The organism is Bradyrhizobium sp. McL0615, from assembly GCF_049993905.1.
Taxonomy (GTDB): Bacteria; Pseudomonadota; Alphaproteobacteria; order Rhizobiales; family Xanthobacteraceae; genus Bradyrhizobium.
Genome location: NZ_CP188254.1, coordinates 1,182,132 through 1,198,703, shown reverse-complemented (window position 1 = coordinate 1,198,703; position 16,572 = coordinate 1,182,132). Strand labels below are relative to the sequence as shown.

Below are 16,572 nucleotides of genomic sequence, written 5' to 3'. Positions count from 1 at the left end.
AGGACGCACGATATGAAGTGCAGGGAAATTCAGCCGATGATGCGCACGTTCATCGTCCGCGCCCTGTCGTTTTCGGCCGTGGCAGCGCTCACGCTCAATCCGGCGCTGACGCCGGTAGTCGCGAGCGACTATCGCACTGCGGCTCCGGTCACCACCGACGGACAGATGAACGCGCGGTTCGTTTCGCTCGGGATCGGCAAATCGTTCGTGATCGACCTGCCGCGGGAGATCAAGGACGTCCTGGTCGCCGATCCGAAGGTCGCCAACGCCGTCGTCCGCTCGACCCAGCGCGCCTATATCATCGGCGCCGCGGTCGGCCAGACCAACATCGTCTTCTTCGATTCCACGGGCGCGCAGATCGCGGCCTATGACATCGCGGTCAAGCGCGACCTCAACGGCGTGCGCGCCGCACTGAAGCAGTCGCTGCCGAATTCGGACATCCTTATCGAAGGGGTCGGCGACGGCGTGGTCTTGAGCGGCACCGCCGCGACCCCGATCGAGGCGCAGCAGGCTGCCGACATCGCCGCCCGCCTCGTGGGCGGCGCGGACAAGGTCGTCAACTCGATCGCCGTCCGCGGCCGCGACCAGGTCATGCTGAAGGTGACGGTTGCCGAAGTCCAGCGCTCGATCATCAAGCAGTTGGGCATCGATCTCAGCGCCAGCATGACCTACGGCACATCCGTTGTTAAGTTCTCCAACACCAACCCGTTCACCGTAAACAACGCGCCGATCGTCGCCAACAACGGCCTTCAGGGGACTTTCGGCGCGGCGCCATCCGTGCAGGCGTTGCTGCGCGCGATGGAAAGCGCAGGCGTGGTGCGGACCCTTGCTGAACCGAACCTCACAGCCATTTCCGGCGAGTCCGCAACATTTATCTCCGGCGGCGAATTTCCAATTCCGACCGGCGTGAGCTGCCAAACAACAACAGGTGGTGGCATCGGACAATGCGTCCAGACCGTCAGCTTCAAGAAATTCGGCATCTCCCTCAACTTTACGCCGGTCGTGCTGACGGAGGGACGGATCAGCCTTCGGGTGATGACCGAAGTGTCGGAAATCTCGTCCGAAAACGCTCTGACTGGCGGCCAAGGTGGAACAACTATTCCGTCGATCAAGACCCGCCGCGCTGAGACGACGCTGGAAATTCCGTCCGGCGGAGCGATGGCCATGGCCGGCCTGATTCAGGACCAGACCAAGCAGGCCATCAATGGCTTTCCGGGCTTGTCGCAACTGCCGATTCTCGGCACGCTGTTCCGCAGCCGCGACTTCATCAACAACCAGACCGAACTGATGGTTCTGGTCACGCCCTTTATTGTGCGTGCGGTGGCGCAGAAGGACCTGTCGCGCCCCGATGACGGCTTCGCCAGTGCGTCGGATCCGCAGGCCGACCTGCTCGGCAGCATCAATCGCATCTACGGCGTTCCGGGCCGCGTCGAGAAGGCACGGAATTATCGCGGCACCTACGGCTTTATTACGGACTGAGGCGGGACGATGACACCGATGCTAAAATCAAGGAAGTCCGCCGATCCCAGGCGCGCCCTCTGCATGGCGGGAGCGCTGATCGGTCTCTGCGTGGCGCTTGGCGCCTGCAAGCACACCACCGATGTGGTGACGACGTCGGCCGTGCCCGACGATTATCGCCTGCGCCATCCGATCGCGGTCCAGGAAGACGACCGCTCGATCGTGGTTTTCGTCGGCCGGGGACGCGGCGGCCTTTCCGCCTCGCAGCGCGCCGACGTGATGTATCTGGGCCAGACCTGGACGCGCGAAGGCACCGGCGTCATCAGCATCGACGTGCCCGTCAACACGCCGAACGCGCGGGCGGCCGAAGATTCACTGCGCGAGATCCAGGCGACGCTTGCCGCCGCCGGCGTGCCGCCGCGCGCAACCAATGTCCGCCAGTATCGCCCTGAAGATCCGAGGCACATGGCTGCGATCCGACTCAACTATCCGAAGATTTCGGCGGTGGCCGGCCCCTGCGGGCTGTGGCCGGAAGATCTCGGACCGTCGATCAACAACAAGAACTATTTCGACAACAAGTCCTATTACAATTTCGGCTGCTCCAATCAGCGGAACCTGGCGGCGATGGTCGACAACCCGTCGGATCTCGTGCAGCCGCGCCCCGAAACCCCAGCCTACGCGCCGCGCCGTGGAACAGCCTTCGAGAAATATCGCAAGGGCACCACCACGACGACGACCTATCCCGAGAGCGACAAGGCCAAACTCAGCGATACCGGCAAATGATCACTTACTCGCGCCAGAATACAGAAGGGCAGCCGGATATGGCGGCGCCGTCCACCGAGGACCACATCGCGCCGGCGCCGCGAGTGTCGGTGCAGGCATTCTGCGAGACGGTGGAAACCGCGGCCGCTGTGCAGTCGGCGGGCGAAGACCGCCGCCTCGGCAAGGCTCACCTCAAGATCCAGATGGGCGGCATGGCCGCTGCCGTCGAGGCCTATCGCTCGGCCCCGACCCCGAACGTCATCATCCTGGAGACCGAAGGCCGCAACGACATTCTCCTCGGCCTCGACCAGCTTGCCACCGTCTGCGACGCCGGAACACGCGTGATCGTGATCGGGCGCATCAACGACGTCATGCTCTATCGCGAACTGGTGCGCCGCGGCGTCAGCGACTACGTCATCGCTCCGGTCAACGCCATCGACGTCGTGCGCTCGATCTGCAACCTGTTCTCGTCGCCGGAAGCCAAGGCGGTCGGCCGCATCATTGCCATCGTCGGCGCCAAGGGCGGCGTCGGTTCGTCCACCGTCGCCCACAACGTCGCCTGGGCGATCGCGCGCGACCTGTCGCTGGATTCGGTGGTCGCCGACCTCGATCTGGCTTTCGGCACCGCCGGTCTCGACTACAACCAGGACCCGCCGCAGGGTATCGCGGATGCGGTGTTCTCGCCCGACCGGGTTGACACTGCGTTCCTCGACCGCCTGCTGTCGAAATGCACCGATCACCTCAGCCTGCTGGCGGCGCCGGCCACGCTCGACCGGGTCTATGATTTCGGCGCGGAGGCGTTCGATTCGATCTTCGATACGCTTCGCACGACCATGCCCTGCATCGTGCTCGACGTCCCCCATCAATGGTCGGGATGGACCAAGCGCGCCCTGATCGCTGCCGACGACATCCTGATCGTCGCGGCGCCGGATCTCGCCAATCTGCGCAATACCAAGAACATCTTCGACCTGCTGAAGTCCTCGCGGCCGAACGATCGCGCCCCGCTCTATTGCCTCAACCAGGTCGGCATCCCGAAGCGTCCGGAGATCCCCGCCGCCGAGTTCGCCAAGGCGATCGAAAACCATCCGATCGCCACCATACCGTTCGAGCCGCAAATCTTCGGTTCGGCCGCCAACAACGGCCAGATGATCGCGGAAATCGCCGCCACGCATCGCACCACCGAGATGTTCCTGCAGATCGCGCAGCGGCTCACCGGCCGCGGCGAGACCAAGAAGCCGAAGAGTTCGTTGCTGTCGCCTTTGATCGAGAAGTTGCGGGCCAAGAAGTAGGTCGCCTGCGTGGAGTGTCATCGTGTTCGGTAAGCGTAGTGATAGCGATACGCGGGTAAAGCCCGCCATACAGGCACCAGAGCCGGCCTCCAGCGCCGCGGCAGCACCGCGCGAAACGGCAGCGCCATCCGTCGCCTCGCCGCCGATCGCGCCAGCGAAGGCGCCGCCCGCGCCCGCCATGGAGGCGCGGCGATCCGACAATTACTACCAGGTCAAGGCGACCATCTTTGGCGCCCTGATCGAGGCGATCGACCTTGCCCAGCTCGCCAAGCTCGACGGCGAGTCCGCGCGCGAGGAAATCCGCGACATCGTCAACGAGATCATCGCGATCAAGAACATCGTGATGTCGATTGCCGAGCAGGAAGAGCTGCTCGACGACATCTGCAACGACGTGCTCGGCTACGGCCCGCTGGAGCCGCTGTTGTCGCGCGACGACATCGCCGACATCATGGTCAACGGCGCCGGCACGGTGTTCATCGAAGTCGCGGGCAAGATCCAGAAGACCGGTATCCGCTTCCGCGACAACCAGCAGCTGCTCAACATCTGCCAGCGCATCGTTAGCCAGGTCGGCCGCCGCGTCGACGAATCCTCGCCAATCTGCGACGCCCGCCTCGCCGACGGCTCCCGCGTCAACGCCATCGTTCCGCCGCTGGCGATCGACGGGCCTTGCCTCACCATTCGAAAGTTCAAGAAGGACAAGCTGACGCTCGACCAGCTGGTCAAGTTCGGCGCAATCTCGCCGGAAGGCGCGCAGATCCTGCAGATCATCGGCCGCGTCCGCTGCAACGTCTTGATCTCCGGTGGTACCGGCTCCGGCAAGACTACGCTGCTGAACTGCCTGACCCAGTTCATCGAGGAGGATGAGCGCGTCATCACCTGCGAAGACGCCGCCGAACTTCAGCTGCAGCAGCCTCACGTGGTGCGGCTGGAAACCCGGCCGCCCAACATCGAAGGCGAAGGCCAGGTCACGATGCGCGAACTGGTCCGCAACTGCCTGCGTATGCGCCCTGAACGCATCATCGTCGGCGAAGTCCGCGGACCCGAGGCATTCGACCTGCTGCAGGCCATGAACACCGGCCACGACGGCTCGATGGGAACGCTGCACGCCAACAATCCGCGCGAAGCCCTGTCACGCTGCGAATCCATGATCACGATGGGCGGCTTCTCGCTGCCCTCGCGCACCATCCGCGAGATGATATGCGCCTCGATCGACGTCATCGTGCAGGCCGCGCGCCTGCGTGATGGCTCGCGCCGCATCACCCACATTACCGAGGTGATGGGCATGGAAGGCGACACCATCATCACCCAGGATGTGTTCCTGTACGACATGGTCGGCGAAGACGCGAACGGCAAGATCATCGGGCGGCACCGCTCGACCGGGATCGGACGTCCGCGGTTCTGGGAACGGGCGCGATATTACGGCGAAGAGAAGCGGCTTGCGGCCGCGCTCGACGCCGCCGAAGTCATCGAGAATACGTGAGGAGTCGATGAGCATGCAGACGCTCGCACTGGCGTTTCTCGCCGCCACCGCCCTCGGCGGCCTGGCCTGGGTATTCATCTATCCGTCGCTGTCGGGCCAGCGGAAGGCCGAATCCCGCCGCGCCTCGATCGCCCGTTCCGACGCTCCGGCGCGCCAGGCCGAGAAAAGCCAGCGCTCGCGCCGCGAGCAGGTCGAGGGATCGCTGAAGGAACTCGACGCCCGGCGCAAGAAAGAGAAGTCCATCCCGCTCACCACCCGCCTCGCTCAGGCCGGGTTGGGATCCTGGACGCCGCAGAAATTCTGGATCATGTCCGGCATTTCCGGCGCGGTCGGGTTCGTCCTCGCCTTCCTGATCGGCGGCAGCCCGCTCTACGCCGCCGTGATGGCTTTCGGCACCGGCCTCGGCCTGCCGCGCTGGGCGCTGAACTTCCTCAAAAAGCGCCGCGAGAAGGCCTTCCTGAAAGCGCTGCCCGACGCCGTCGACGTCATCGTGCGTGGCATCAAGGCCGGACTGCCGCTGTTCGAATCGATCAAGGTCGTGGCGGCCGATTCACCCGAACCGCTGAAGAGCGAGTTCACCGCCATCATCGAAACCCAGACCATCGGCATGCCGCTCGGCGAAGCCTGCGCGCGGCTCTATGAGCGGATGCCGCTGCCCGAGGCCAACTTCTTCGGCATCGTGGTCGCGATCCAGCAGAAGTCGGGCGGCAATCTGTCGGAAGCGCTCGGCAACCTCTCCAAGGTGCTGCGTGACCGCAAAAAGATGGGCGAGAAGATTCAGGCGATGTCGACGGAAGCCAAGGCCTCGGCCGGCATCATCGGCTCGCTGCCGCCGATCGTGATGCTGCTGGTCTGGCTGTCGACGCCCGACTACATCGCGCTGCTTTGGACCCACCATATCGGCCAGTTCATGCTGGTGTGCTGCCTCGGCTGGATGTCGATCGGCATCATGGTGATGAAAAAAATGATCAACTTCGATTTCTGATGGTGCAGCCATGATTGATTTTATGATCGCCAAGATGCACGACGCGCGGTTCATGACCATGCTGCTTGCCGCGATCGCGGCGAGCGCGACCGCCTATACGCTGATCATGCCGCTGTTTGCCGGCGAGGGTCTCGCCAAGCGCATGAAGGCGGTCGCCAGCGAGCGCGAGCGGCTCCGGCAGCGCGAGCGCGAGCGCCTCGTCAAATCGGAAAAGGTGTCGCTGCGGCAGAGCCCGAAGCAGCTCGTTTCCAAGGTGGTGGAAGATTTCAACCTGACCAAATGGCTGGCGCAGGAAGCCGCGCGCGACAAGCTGATCATGGCCGGCTATCGCGGCCACGCGCCCTACGTCACGTTCCTGTTCGCCCGCGCGGTGACGCCGATCGTGCTGTTTATCGCGGCGGTCCTCTACGTGTTCGTGATCGCGCAGATGGACAAATCCTTGACGATCAAGCTCGGCATTTGCGTCGCCGCCGCCTATCTCGGGCTGCAGGCCCCGATGCTGTTCCTGAAAAACGCCATCGGCAAGCGCCAGCTCCAGATCAAGCGCGCCTTTCCCGACGCGCTCGACTTGCTGTTGATCTGCATCGAGTCCGGTATGTCGGTCGAAGTCGCCTTCCGCAAGGTCTCCACCGAGATCGTGTCGCAGTCGGTGGCGCTGTCGGAAGAATTCGCGCTGACCACGGCCGAATTGTCCTACCTGCAGGATCGCAAGGTGGCCTACGAGAACCTGGCCAAGCGCACCGGCCTGGAGGGCGTGAAATCGGTCTGCCTGGCGCTGATGCAGTCGGAACGCTACGGCACCCCGCTCGGCCAGAGCCTGCGCGTGATGGCGCAGGAAAACCGCGATATGCGGATGACCGAGGCCGAGAAGAAGGCGGCCGCGCTGCCGCCGAAGCTGACCGTGCCGATGATCCTGTTCTTCCTGCCGTGCCTGTTCATCGTCATTCTCGGACCGACCTACATCAAGCTGCAGATGGTGCAGTAAGCGTTCGCGACCCTGGCGCTGGCTTTCCGGCGTCATGAGGCCCAAGAATCAGGCCGAAAATGACCGACTTGGTTATGGTCCGGGGCACGCCTTGAGCCAACATTCCATCGCTCGCAGCGTTGCGGTTCCGGGCTCTCCAGACGGTCGCGATGACCTCATTGCCGCTTTCCCGGCAAATCCACGCCCTGCCTCCGATGGGATCCGCAACGCACTTTCACGCTGATCGCACGCATGCCGGCCGTTGCGGACATGCGGATTGGCCGGGATCATGGCCGAGCTTCAACGTCTTCATCCGGTCCATCCGGCTACGCCGGCATTTCTGAAGGGGACCGCCCGCCATGGCGACACGGATTTCGGCACACTCTCCGTCAACACGTTTGAAATCGTGAGAACGGACAAGTTCCTCTCGAAGGCCGGAGCCGAAATCGTGGCGCGCGTCGTCGCTTCGCCGAGGCGAATCGGCTTGGGCAGCGAAACCAGCTTGCCGCTTAATCGGGCCGGTCGAGAGCCGCGACCGGGACGGTCGCCTTGCTGCCGGGAGGACGCGAATTGTCCTTGTCCTTGCGGCTCAGCATTTCCCGCAAATAGGTCACGTTGGCGGTGGCCTCGTCGGCGGGCAGATCGCCCTTGGCGATGGTCTCGGCTTCGGCGAAGCGGCCCTGCAGGCCGACCACGAGCGCCAGGTTCTGCCGCACCCTCGCGTCGGCGCGGGGATTGGAATAGGCCCGCCGCAGCGTTTCCTCGGCCTGCGGCAACTCCCGCGTCAGCATGTAGGACAGGCCAAGATTGGACAGCACCGAGGGCTCTTCCGGCACGATTTTCAGCGCAGCCAAATAGTAACGGCGGGCTTCCTCGTGCTTGGCCATCTTGTCGAGCGTGGTGCCCTGCACCGAAAGAATGCGCCAGTCGGGATTGGCGGGCGAATGGGCGCGGCCGAGCACGTCGAAGGCGGCCTGCGAATTGCCGTTGTCGGCGAGCGCGCGGCCGTAGGCGGCAAGCAACGCCTTGTTGCCGGCATGGGCGAGTGTGGCCTGTTCGAGCACGGCGGCGGCCTGTGCCCGCTGGCCGGAGGCGCGCAGCGCCTGGCCGTAAGCCAATGCCGCCTCAGCATCCTTGGGACTGGCGCGATAGCGCTCGCCATAGACCTCGACCGCGCGCTGCGGATCGTCGGGAACGGCCTGCGCCTTCGGGGACGTCGAGGTCAGCGAACCCGTAATGTCGGACATGGTCTGACAGCCGCCAAGACCGGCGGCGAGAACCGCCGTCACGGCTGCGGAAGAGAGGAACCGGGCAAGAGATCCGGCAAGAAATCCTGCAGGGCTGGACTGTCGACGCATGGCACTTCAACTCGCGGAAAAGGCTGACGAATGGAGCCGAACGCGCCAGCAATAGACTGTTAACCCTAACGGCCGGTTAATCGGCCGTGCTATGTCCTTCGAGCACCACCCTGCCCGTCCCCTTCCCGCGAGACCCGCATGCAATCCCCGTTCGAGACCGCGCCCGACGCCGCTGCCATTCCGATTATTTTCGCCACCAAGACGGCATGGGCCGGAATCGCCAGGGAGCTTCCCGAGCAGGCCCGGCAGTTTGCGGCGGCCAACGATTTCACCGCCAAGCCGGGCAAATGCCTGACGCTGCCCGCGCCCGACGGGAAGATCGCGCAGGTCGTTTTCGGCCTCGAGGACGAGAGCAGCAAATCCCGCGACCTGTTCCGGCCCGGCGCCCTGCCCGGCCTGCTGCCGCCCGGCGTCTATCGCTTCGCCAATGCGCCACATGATGTACGGCTTGCGACGCTGGCCTTTGCCCTTGGGACCTATCGGTTCGGACGCTACCGCAAGAACGAAACGCCCGACGTCCGGCTGGTGCCGCCCGACGGCATCGACATCGTCGATATCGCGCGGATGGCGGAGGCGGCAGCCCTTGCGCGCGACCTGATCAACACGCCGTCGAACGATATGGGCCCGGAAGAACTGGCGCAGGCAGCCCAAGCGTTGGCGACGCGGTTCGGCGCGACCTTCAACTGCATCGTCGGCGACGAGCTCGTGAAGCAGAACTTTCCGCTGATCCAAGCCGTTGGCATGGCCTCGCCGCGCGCCCCGCGCCTGATCGACCTGAACTGGGGCGATCCCGCTAACCCCAAGGTGACTTTGGTCGGCAAGGGCGTCTGCTTCGACACCGGTGGCCTCGACCTGAAGCCCTCCAGCGGCATGCTGATCATGAAAAAGGACATGGGCGGCGCCGCCAACGTGCTGGCGCTGGCGCAGATGGTGATGGACGCGAAACTGAAGGTCCGGCTGCGCGTGCTGATCCCTGCGGTCGAGAACGCGGTGGCCGGCAACGCCTTCCGCCCGCTCGACATCTTCAAGTCGCGCAAGGGGCCGACGGTCGAGATCGGCAACACCGACGCCGAGGGGCGGCTGGTGCTGGCCGATGCACTGGCGCTGGCGGACGAAGAGAAGCCGGACTTGCTGGTTGACCTTGGCACCCTGACCGGCGCGGCGCGGGTGGCGCTGGGACCGGATTTACCGCCCTTTTACACGAATGATGAGACGCTGGCCGAGGCCGTTGCCATCAACGCAAAAGGGGAGAACGATCCGTTGTGGCGAATGCCGCTATGGCCGCCCTATGATTCGTGGCTGGATTCGAAGACGGCCGACATCAACAATGCGCCGTCCGGCGGCTTTGCCGGCTCGATCACCTGCGCGCTGTTCCTGCAGCGCTTCGTCACCGATGCCAAGAGCTGGCTGCATGTCGACATCTACGGCTGGACGCCATCGGCAAAACCGGCACGCCCCGAAGGCGGCGAATGCCAGGCCGCGCGTGCGATCTACAAGCTGCTGAGCGAACGCTATGGATGATCCACGTCTGACGCCGGCACGGCCCGACCTCGCCGCCAGATATCTGGAAGGCGAGGTGAAAGCCGCGCGTTTTGTCGACGGCGAGGAATTTTGCGTACGCGAGGCCATCGCGCCGCTACGCGAGGGGCCTGCAGCGGATGCCATGCTGTCGACGCAGGCGCTGAAGGGCGAGCGCGTCACGATCTACGATCGCGACGGTGAAGGCTTTGCCTGGGGCCAATTGAACGGCGACGGCTATGTCGGCTGGATCCCGGATGCCGCGCTGGCCAAGCCCGCGGCAGCTCCGACGCATAAGGTCACGGCGTTGCGAACGTTCGTGTTCCCGGGCCCCTCGATCAAGCTGCCGCCGGTCGAGACGCTGCCGATGGGCGCGCGCATCACGGTTGCCCGTGAAGACGGAGTGTTCGCCGTCACGGGCGAAGGCTGGTATCTGCCGCGACGGCATCTCGCCGACCTTGACGTGATGGAGAAGGACTTTGTTGCAGTCGCCGAACGCTTCGTCGGCACGCCCTATCTCTGGGGCGGCAAGAGCTCGCTCGGTATCGATTGCTCAGGCCTGGTGCAGATTTCACTGAACGCCGCCGGCATCGGCTGCCCGCGCGACAGCGACATGCAGCAGGATGGGCTCGGGCGGGCGCTGAATGCGGCTGAGATGAAGAAACTGCAGCGCGGCGACCTGATCTTCTGGAAGGGGCACGTCGCGATCGTTCGCGATGCCGACACCATCGTGCACGCCAACGCACATCATATGGCGACGGTAGTGGAGAACATGAGGGAAGCGATCGCGCGGATCAAGGCGGCGGGAAGCGAAGTGACGGCGATCAAGCGGCTGTAGCCACACCCTCCACTGTCGTCACCCGCGAAGGCGGGTGACCCAGTATTCCAGAGACGTCAGTTATAGAACCGATAGGCCGCGGCGTACTGGATCCCCGCCTTCGCGGGGATGACGACTCCTGGTGTGGCTCCGGCTTACGGCTCGGCCACAGCCTCGATCCGGAACGCGGCGGCGAACAGGGCGCGGGTGTAGTCGCTCTTCGGATTCTTGAACAGCTCGGCGGCCGGCCCCTCCTCCACCACCTTGCCGTGACGCATCACGATCAGATGGCTGGCCAGTGAGGCCACCACGCGCAAATCGTGCGAGATGAACATGTAGGTCAGGTCGTGCCTGCGCTGCAGTTCGCGCAGCAGTTCGACCATCTGCGCCTGGAACAGCATGTCGAGCGCTGAGGTCGGTTCGTCAAGCACGACGAAATTCGGCTCCAGCACCACCGCACGCGCGATTGAAATGCGCTGGCGCTGGCCGCCGGAGAATTCATGCGGATAGCGGAAACGTGTCGCCGGATCGAGGCCGACGTCCTGGAGCGCCTTGACGACGCGCGTCTCGCGCTCTTCGTACGACAGCGACTTCTGGTGCACGCTCAGGCCTTCGGCGACGATTTCGCCGACCGACATGCGCGGGCTCAGCGCGCCGAACGGGTCCTGAAACACGATCTGCATGTCGCGGCGGAACGGCAGCATGTCCTTGAAGCGCAGGCCCTGGATGTTGCTGCCGAGGAACACGATCGGCCCTTCGGAGGAAATCAACCGGAGCAGCGCCAGACCCAGCGTGGTCTTGCCGGAGCCGGATTCGCCGACGACGCCGAGCGTCTCGCCCTTGCGGACCGCGATGCTGACGCCATCCACCGCCTTGATATGGCCGACGGTGGAGCGCAACAGACCGCGCTTGATCGGAAACCAGACCTTGAGATTGTCGGCCGACATCACCACCGGCTCGTTGGGCCGCGGCGGCGCCGGGTCGGGCTTCGGCTCGGCGGCCAGCAGCGCCTGCGTATAGGCATGCTTTGGCGCGGTGAAGACTTCCTCGACCGGCCCCTGCTCGACGATCTTGCCCGAATTCATCACGCAGACGACGTCGGCGATGCGCCGGACGATACCGAGGTCATGGGTGATGAACAGCATGCTCATGCCGAGCCGCGACCGGATCTCGGCCAGCAGCGCCAGGATCTGGGCCTGCACGGTGACGTCGAGCGCGGTGGTCGGCTCGTCCGCGATCAGCAAGTCCGGCTCGTTGGCAAGCGCCATCGCGATCATGACGCGCTGGCGTTGGCCGCCGGACAATTGATGCGGATAGCTCTTCAGCCGGGTTTCGGGATCGGGAATTCCGACCTGCGTCAACAGTTCGAGCGTGCGCGCCCGCGCTGTCTGCCCGCTGATGCCGCTGTGCAGGGAAAGGATCTCGCCGATCTGCGCCTCGATCGTGTGCAGCGGATTGAGCGAGGTCATCGGCTCCTGGAAGATGATCGAGATATCGTTGCCGCGGATCTCGCGCATCTCGCCTTCCGCCGCGGTCAGCAGCTCGCGGCCCCGGAAGCGGATGCTCCCGGAAGGGTGCGAGGCGCTGGGATACGGCAGCAGCTTCAGGATCGACAAGGCGCTGACGGATTTCCCGGAACCGGACTCGCCGACCAGCGCGACGCATTCGCCGCGCTTGACGGAAAACGAGACGTGATCGACCGCGAGCGTGTCACGGAACGCCACCGAGAGGTCGCGGACATCGAGCAGGGGCTGATTGATGGCGTCCATGCGCTGGCCCTACCTGAACGTCTTGCGCGGATCAAAGGCGTCGCGCGCCGCTTCGCCGATGAAGATCAGCAGCGACAGCATGATCGCGACCGAGAAGAAGCCGGTGAAGCCGAGCCATGGCGCCTGCACGTTGGCCTTGCCCTGCGACAGCAATTCGCCGAGCGACGGCGAGCCGGGCGGCAGGCCGAAGCCGAGGAAGTCCAGCGCCGTCAGCGTCATGACCGAGGACGACACGATGAAGGGCAAGAATGTCATCGTCGCCACCATCGCGTTCGGCAGCAGGTGACGGAACATGATCACCGGATTTGAAACGCCGAGCGCCCGCGCCGCCTGGATATATTCAAAATTTCGCCCGCGCAGGAATTCGGCGCGCACCAGGCCAACCAGCGACACCCATGAGAACAGCAGGAGAATGCCGAGCAGGATGAAGAAGCCCGGCGGCAGCACCGCCGATATGATCAGGAGCAGATAAAGCGAGGGGATCGCGGTCCAGATTTCGATAAACCGTTGGAAAGTGAGATCGATCCAGCCACCAAAATAGCCCTGCACGCCGCCGGCGGCGATGCCGATGATCGAAGAGAGGATAGTGAGCGTCAGCCCGAACAGCACGGAAATGCGGAAGCCGTAGATCAGGCGCGCGACCACGTCGCGGCTCTGGTCATCGGTGCCGAGCCAGTTGTATTCGAGGTCGCGGCAGCCCTTGAGGCCCTTCTTCTGCACCACCTCCTTGCACTGCTCTTCCGTCAGCATCCAGGTCGGCTTCGACGGCGCCGGCGTCGGCAGGTCGAGATTGTGGGTGTCGTAGGAATAGCGGATCGGCGGCCAGATCATGGTGCCGCCCTTCTCCGCGATCTGCTTCTGCAAATAGGGATCGCGATAGTCGGCGGTGGTTTCGAAATCGCCGCCGAAGGTGGTCTCGGAATAGTTGAAGATAACCGGCCAATAGAGTCGGCCGTCATATTTGACGAGGAGCGGCTTGTCGTTGGCGATGAAGTTGGCAAACAGCGAGACCGTGAAAAGGACGAGGAAGATCCAGAACGACCAATAGCCCCTGCGGTTGGCCTTGAAGTTCTGCCAGCGGCGGCGATTGAGCGGCGACGGCGCAAAGGCATGGCGGGTAGCCGGAACGACTTCGCCGAGCGGCGATTGCGTCGAGGTCTCGACCGGCTGGGGCGCAGTGATCGTCATCAGACCTCACGCGCCTCGAAGTCGATCCGCGGATCGACCCACATGTAAGCGAGATCGGAGATCAAATTGACCACGAGACCGACCAGCGAAAAGATGAACAGCGTGCCGAACACGACCGGGTAATCGCGGTTCAGGATGCTCTCGAATCCGAGCAGGCCAAGGCCGTCGAGCGAGAAAATGGTCTCGATCAGCAGCGAACCGGAGAAGAAGGCGTGAATGAACGCGCTCGGAAAGCCCGCGATCACGATCAGCATCGCGTTGCGGAAGATGTGGTTGTACAGCACCTGGCGTTCGCTACAGCCCTTGGCGCGCGCGGTCATCACATACTGCTTGCGGATCTCGTCGAGGAACGAGTTCTTGGTCAGAAGCGTCATGGTGGCGAAGGCGCCGAGCGCCATCGAGATCAGCGGCAGCGTGATGTGCCAGAAATAGTCGATGATCTTCCAGTACCAGGGGAACTGCGCCCAGCCGTCGGAAGTCAACCCACGCAGCGGGAAGATGTTGAGGAACGAGCCGCCGGCGAACAGGATGATCAACAGGATCGCGAACAGGAATCCCGGAATCGCAAAGCCTATGATGATCACTGCCGACGTCCAGGTGTCGAACTCCGATCCGTCCTTTACCGCCTTGCGGATGCCGAGCGGGATCGAGATCAAATAGGTCAGAAGCATCATCCAAAGGCCGAGCGACATCGACACCGGCAGCTTCTCCTTGATCAGCTGGATGACGCTGACGTCACGGAAATAGCTCTTGCCGAAATCGAAGCGTGAGAAATTCCACACCATCAGCGCGAAGCGCTCCGGCGCCGGCTTGTCGAAGCCGAACTGCACTTCCAGCTTCTTGATGAATTCGGGATCCAGCCCCTGCGCGCCGCGGTATTTCGAACTGACGGCATCGGAGGCCGCGCCGACCTGGCCGCGCGGACCGAAATCGCCGCCGCCGCCCGATATCCTCGACGTGCCTCCGGTGTCGGCCCCGGAGAGCTGCGCCAGCACGCGTTCGACTGGTCCGCCCGGCGCGAACTGGACGACCACAAAGGACACGAACAGGATCCCGAGCAGCGTCGGGAACATCAGCAGGATGCGGCGGGCGATATAGCCGGTCATGAATTACTTTGCCTGCTCGAGCTTTGCGGCCTTGGCGGGCTCATACCACCAATTGTCCGGCGCCCCGGTGCCCTGCGCGTAGCGTGCCGGCTTCTCCGGATGCGCGAACTGATCCCAATAGGCGATCGGGTGGTTGGTGCGGAACCATTGCGGTACCCAGTAGCGGCCGGCGCGGAACACACGATCGAGCGCGCGGCATGCGACCGTCAGATCGGCACGCGTCTCGGCGCCGATGGCCTTGTCGACCAGCGCGTCGATCGCGGGATTGGCCACGCCCGCCAGATTATACGATCCCTTGGTGGCCGCGGCTTGCGACGTAAAGTATGGCCGCAGGCTGTCGCCCGGTGTCGGCGACATACTGAGCCGCATCGTCGTCATGTCGAAATCGAAAGATTCAACGCGCGCACGGTACTGCACGGCGTCGATCAGGCGGATGTTGGCCTCGATGCCGAGCTGGCCAAGATTCTTGATGAAGGTCGCGTGATGCGGCTGGAACGACGGCTCGTCGAGCAGGAATTCGATCGTAAAGATCTCACCGTTCGGCAACACCCGCTTGCCATCCTTGATCGGGATTTTCGCGTCCTGCAGCAATTGCTGGGCCTTGCGCAGCAGCGCCCGGTCCTGGCCCGATCCGTCAGATACCGGCGGCACGTACGGCTCACCGAACACCTCGTCCGGCACCTGGCCGCGAAACGGATCGAGCAGCTTCAGCTCTTCCGGCGACGGCAATCCGACGGCCACCATGTCCGAATTCTGGAACGGCGAAACCGTGCGCGCATAGGCGCCGTACATCACGGTCTTGTTGGTCCATTCGAAATCGAACGCATTGATGACCGCTTCGCGCACTCTGGGGTCTTTGAGCTTGTCGCGGCGGGTATTGAAGAACCAGCCCTGCCCACCCGACGGCAATTCATCCGGCAGGGTCTCGCGCTTGACCCGGCCGTCCTTGATGGCGGGAAAATCGTAACGCGTGGCCCAGATCCGCGCAGTGAATTCTTCGCGATAGAGGTAGTTCTTGCCGGTAAAGCCTTCGAACGCGACGTCGCGGTCGCGATAGAACTCATAACGCACGGTTTCGAAATTGTAGCTGCCGCGATTGACGGGAAGATTGGCCCCCCAATATTCCTTGACCCGGTCGAATTCGACGTAGCGGTTGATCTCGAATTTGCCCACCTTGTACGGCCCCGAGCCGAGCGGAATATCGGTGGTCGATTCTTCGAATGACCGCGTTGCGTAATAGGCCTTGGAGAAGATCGGCAGGCTCGCGACATAGAGCGGGACGTCGCGCGCGCGGTTCGGCGCAAAGGTCACGGCCACCGTTGCGTCGTCGATCACCTCGGCCTTCACCATATCGCGCAACTGCACCACGATCAGCGGGTGGCCTTTTTCCTTCAGCGTGTTGAGCGAGAAGGCGACGTCGTGCGCCGTCATCTTCGAGCCGTCGTGAAAACGGGCCTCGGGCCGCATCGTGAAACGGTAGGTGAGCTTGTCGGGCGAAATCCACACCGACTTCGCCGCAAGGCCATACATCGCGTCGGGCTCGTCATTGGCGCGCGCCATCAGCCCATCAAAAGTCAGCTCCATGCCCTTGGCGCCTTCGCCCTTGAGGATGAAGGCATTGAACGAATTGAACGTCTGGAAGGATTGGTTATAGGCACGGACCGACGGGATCGTCGAAAACAGGCCGCCCTTCGGCGCATCCGGATTGACGTAGTCGAAATACTTGAAGTCGGCGGGGTATTTCAGATCGCCGAACACCGACATGCCGTGCATGTCGGTGCCGCCATTGTCGGCGGCGGCGGGGCGAAATAGGCCCGCGCTCAGCGCACCGATGCCGAGACCGAGCGCGTGTCGACGGTTGAGTAGCGCCATGCGCGA

At 63.7% G+C, this 16,572-nt stretch carries 13 protein-coding genes; 8 read left to right on the top strand and 5 right to left on the bottom strand.

Going from position 1 to position 16,572, the window contains the following annotated elements; all coding sequences use genetic code 11:
• Window positions 1-12: 12 nt before the first annotated feature.
• Genes ACPPVP_RS05570 through ACPPVP_RS05545 form a run of 6 tightly spaced genes read left to right on the top strand, consistent with a single transcriptional unit; the run spans window position 13 to window position 6,959 of the window.
• Window positions 13-1,479 (top strand): type II and III secretion system protein family protein, encoded by a 1,467-nt coding sequence (locus ACPPVP_RS05570; protein ID WP_426532066.1) that lies wholly within the window; start codon window positions 13-15, stop codon window positions 1,477-1,479.
• Between the two features lie 18 nt (window positions 1,480-1,497).
• Window positions 1,498-2,241 carry a CpaD family pilus assembly protein gene (locus ACPPVP_RS05565; RefSeq protein WP_426532064.1) on the top strand — a complete coding sequence of 248 codons (744 nt, stop codon included), beginning with the start codon at window positions 1,498-1,500 and terminating at the stop codon, window positions 2,239-2,241.
• Window positions 2,238-3,509, top strand: a complete 1,272-nt coding sequence (locus ACPPVP_RS05560; protein ID WP_426532062.1) for an AAA family ATPase — start codon at window positions 2,238-2,240, stop codon at window positions 3,507-3,509. The genes ACPPVP_RS05565 and ACPPVP_RS05560 overlap by 4 nt, the downstream gene beginning before the upstream one ends.
• Window positions 3,510-3,531: 22 nt before the next feature.
• The gene (locus tag ACPPVP_RS05555) at window positions 3,532-4,989 is read left to right on the top strand and encodes a CpaF family protein (RefSeq protein ID WP_426532060.1); all 1,458 of its coding nucleotides are present in this window, start codon (window positions 3,532-3,534) and stop codon (window positions 4,987-4,989) included.
• 7 nt (window positions 4,990-4,996) lie between these two features.
• Entirely contained in the window at window positions 4,997-5,974 is a 978-nt protein-coding gene (locus ACPPVP_RS05550; protein ID WP_426532058.1) for a type II secretion system F family protein, read from the top strand.
• A 10-nt stretch (window positions 5,975-5,984) separates the two neighbouring features.
• Window positions 5,985-6,959, top strand: coding sequence for a type II secretion system F family protein (locus ACPPVP_RS05545; protein ID WP_426532056.1), 975 nt, complete (start codon window positions 5,985-5,987; stop codon window positions 6,957-6,959).
• 488 nt (window positions 6,960-7,447) lie between these two features.
• Here the strand turns inward: ACPPVP_RS05545 and ACPPVP_RS05540 are convergent, their stop codons facing one another.
• Window positions 7,448-8,296 (bottom strand): tetratricopeptide repeat protein, encoded by an 849-nt coding sequence (locus ACPPVP_RS05540; protein ID WP_426532054.1) that lies wholly within the window; start codon window positions 8,294-8,296, stop codon window positions 7,448-7,450.
• A gap of 138 nt (window positions 8,297-8,434) precedes the next feature.
• Here ACPPVP_RS05540 and ACPPVP_RS05535 point away from each other — a divergent pair, with 138 nt between their 5' ends.
• Entirely contained in the window at window positions 8,435-9,817 is a 1,383-nt protein-coding gene (locus ACPPVP_RS05535; RefSeq protein ID WP_426532052.1) for a leucyl aminopeptidase family protein, read from the top strand.
• A complete protein-coding gene (locus tag ACPPVP_RS05530) occupies window positions 9,810-10,652 on the top strand; it encodes an NlpC/P60 family protein (protein WP_426532050.1) in 843 nt (280 codons plus the stop codon). Before ACPPVP_RS05535 ends, ACPPVP_RS05530 begins: the two co-directional genes overlap by 8 nt.
• 134 nt (window positions 10,653-10,786) lie before the next feature.
• On the opposite strand, the gene ACPPVP_RS05525 is transcribed toward ACPPVP_RS05530, so the two are convergent.
• From ACPPVP_RS05525 to ACPPVP_RS05510, 4 genes are read right to left on the bottom strand one after another with little or no spacing between them, the layout of a single operon-like run.
• The gene (locus tag ACPPVP_RS05525) at window positions 10,787-12,400 is read right to left on the bottom strand and encodes an ABC transporter ATP-binding protein (protein ID WP_426532048.1); all 1,614 of its coding nucleotides are present in this window, start codon (window positions 12,398-12,400) and stop codon (window positions 10,787-10,789) included.
• A 9-nt stretch (window positions 12,401-12,409) separates the two neighbouring features.
• Window positions 12,410-13,588, bottom strand: coding sequence for an ABC transporter permease (locus ACPPVP_RS05520; protein WP_426532046.1), 1,179 nt, complete (start codon window positions 13,586-13,588; stop codon window positions 12,410-12,412).
• Entirely contained in the window at window positions 13,588-14,694 is a 1,107-nt protein-coding gene (locus ACPPVP_RS05515; protein ID WP_426532044.1) for a microcin C ABC transporter permease YejB, read from the bottom strand. The genes ACPPVP_RS05520 and ACPPVP_RS05515 overlap by 1 nt, the downstream gene beginning before the upstream one ends.
• 3 nt (window positions 14,695-14,697) lie before the next feature.
• Entirely contained in the window at window positions 14,698-16,566 is a 1,869-nt protein-coding gene (locus ACPPVP_RS05510; RefSeq protein ID WP_426532042.1) for an extracellular solute-binding protein, read from the bottom strand.
• Between the last annotated feature and the right edge of the window lie 6 nt (window positions 16,567-16,572).

Excerpts from the sequence above, each read along its gene's own strand:
- ACPPVP_RS05535 (WP_426532052.1), top strand. The coding sequence starts at position 8,435 with ATGCAATCCCCGTTCGAGACCGCGCCCGACGCCGCTGCCATTCCGATT.
- ACPPVP_RS05530 (WP_426532050.1), top strand. The coding sequence starts at position 9,810 with ATGGATGATCCACGTCTGACGCCGGCACGGCCCGACCTCGCCGCCAGA.
- ACPPVP_RS05545 (WP_426532056.1), top strand. The coding sequence starts at position 5,985 with ATGATTGATTTTATGATCGCCAAGATGCACGACGCGCGGTTCATGACC.
- ACPPVP_RS05560 (WP_426532062.1), top strand. The coding sequence starts at position 2,238 with ATGATCACTTACTCGCGCCAGAATACAGAAGGGCAGCCGGATATGGCG.
- ACPPVP_RS05540 (WP_426532054.1), bottom strand. The coding sequence starts at position 8,296 with ATGCGTCGACAGTCCAGCCCTGCAGGATTTCTTGCCGGATCTCTTGCC.
- ACPPVP_RS05570 (WP_426532066.1), top strand. The coding sequence starts at position 13 with ATGAAGTGCAGGGAAATTCAGCCGATGATGCGCACGTTCATCGTCCGC.
- ACPPVP_RS05550 (WP_426532058.1), top strand. The coding sequence starts at position 4,997 with ATGAGCATGCAGACGCTCGCACTGGCGTTTCTCGCCGCCACCGCCCTC.
- ACPPVP_RS05515 (WP_426532044.1), bottom strand. The coding sequence starts at position 14,694 with ATGACCGGCTATATCGCCCGCCGCATCCTGCTGATGTTCCCGACGCTG.
- ACPPVP_RS05510 (WP_426532042.1), bottom strand. The coding sequence starts at position 16,566 with ATGGCGCTACTCAACCGTCGACACGCGCTCGGTCTCGGCATCGGTGCG.
- ACPPVP_RS05525 (WP_426532048.1), bottom strand. The coding sequence starts at position 12,400 with ATGGACGCCATCAATCAGCCCCTGCTCGATGTCCGCGACCTCTCGGTG.
- ACPPVP_RS05565 (WP_426532064.1), top strand. The coding sequence starts at position 1,498 with ATGCTAAAATCAAGGAAGTCCGCCGATCCCAGGCGCGCCCTCTGCATG.
- ACPPVP_RS05520 (WP_426532046.1), bottom strand. The coding sequence starts at position 13,588 with ATGACGATCACTGCGCCCCAGCCGGTCGAGACCTCGACGCAATCGCCG.